This is a genomic window from Rhodoferax sp. RT5P35, assembly GCF_056521385.1.
This window is the reverse complement of sequence record NZ_JBWMAX010000242.1, coordinates 1-1,177: the sequence shown is the minus strand read 5'-3', so window position 1 is coordinate 1,177 and position 1,177 is coordinate 1. Positions and strand designations below refer to the sequence as shown.

General features: G+C 57.1%; 1 protein-coding gene and 1 pseudogene. One reads left to right on the top strand and one right to left on the bottom strand.

Annotated elements, in window-relative coordinates; genetic code table 11:
* Positions 1-546 (bottom strand): annotated as a pseudogene (locus tag AC097L_RS25330) (IS5 family transposase); the annotation flags it as partial.
* Between the two features lie 449 nt (positions 547-995).
* On the opposite strand from AC097L_RS25330, the gene AC097L_RS25325 reads away from it, so the two are divergent.
* Positions 996-1,177 (top strand): response regulator (locus tag AC097L_RS25325; protein ID WP_479589466.1); only part of this gene is annotated, 182 nt, incomplete at its 3' end.

Sequence of the window (1,177 nt, the reverse complement as noted above, 5' to 3'; positions counted from 1 at the left end):
CATGCCGAAGTCCCACTCCTGGCCCTTGCGGGTCTGGTGCATCTCGGGGTCGCGCGCTTTGTCTGCGTTCTTGGTGGAGCTGGGCGCGCTGATCAGGGTGGCATCCACGATGGTGCCGGTGTTCACTTTGAAACCCCGGGCTTGCAGTTCTTGTCCGACCTTGGCAAACAAGGCCTCGCCCAGTTTGTGCTCGTTCAAGAGGCGGCGGAACTTGAGCAAGGTGGTGGCATCGGGCACGGGCTCGCGCCCCAGGTCGATGCCGACGAAGTGGCGCAGACTGGCGCTGTCGTACAGGGCTTCTTCGCACGACAGGTCGGCCAGGTTAAATCAGTGCTGCAGGAAGTGGATGCGCAGCATGCGCTCCAGTCCGATGGGCGGGCGGCCATTACCCGCCTTGGGGTAGTGCGGTTCGATGACTTCGCATAGAGCCGCCCAAGGCACGATGGACTCCATCGTTTGCAGGAACGTATCGCGCCGGGTCGGTTTGCGGTGCTGAGCGAATCCCGCTTCTTGGTCGACTGCCATCGCAAGGGTCTGTTGTTTCATCGTCATGTAACGCTTCAGCCTCGGTGACCGTGGACCTTAATCAGCATTGCATTAGCTACAGAAAGACGCGCTATGGGGCGCGCTTTCATGGGAGGGTTCAGATGGGCCCATGCGCGGGCAGGATGGCCAACGAGTGTCTCGCGACCGATCTACAGTCTTGGGGAGGCCGCCCGAGGTGGTCGTCCATGCCCCTTCCCATTCCCTGCATGAATTTTGGCAGTGCAATGCGCTGCATTGTCAAAAGCCAGGAGCCCTCAACGTTCAATCGTAAGTGAGCGTAGTTTCTGTAGTCCTGAGCTGCCGGCGCAGTCGGCGCAGGCCTGGTTGCTGGACTTTTCTCACAGGGCTACCGGTGGATTATTCATGATTCGAATCATGATCAAATTTTGAAAAACCTCCAAAATGAAGCGACATACTAGCCGCTATAGAACCACTAAGTAGGTCGAGCAATGAAGAATAGCCGCATTCTATTGGTAGACGATGATCTGATAATCATTCGCAGTATGAGTCGCATTTTGTCTAACGTGGCCGAGCTGCGTTTTGCCTTAGACGGTCAAACAGCCTTGCGTTTGGCCCGTGAATCGCCACCCGATTTGATCTTGCTGGATGCTGAAATGCCGGGTATGGGGGG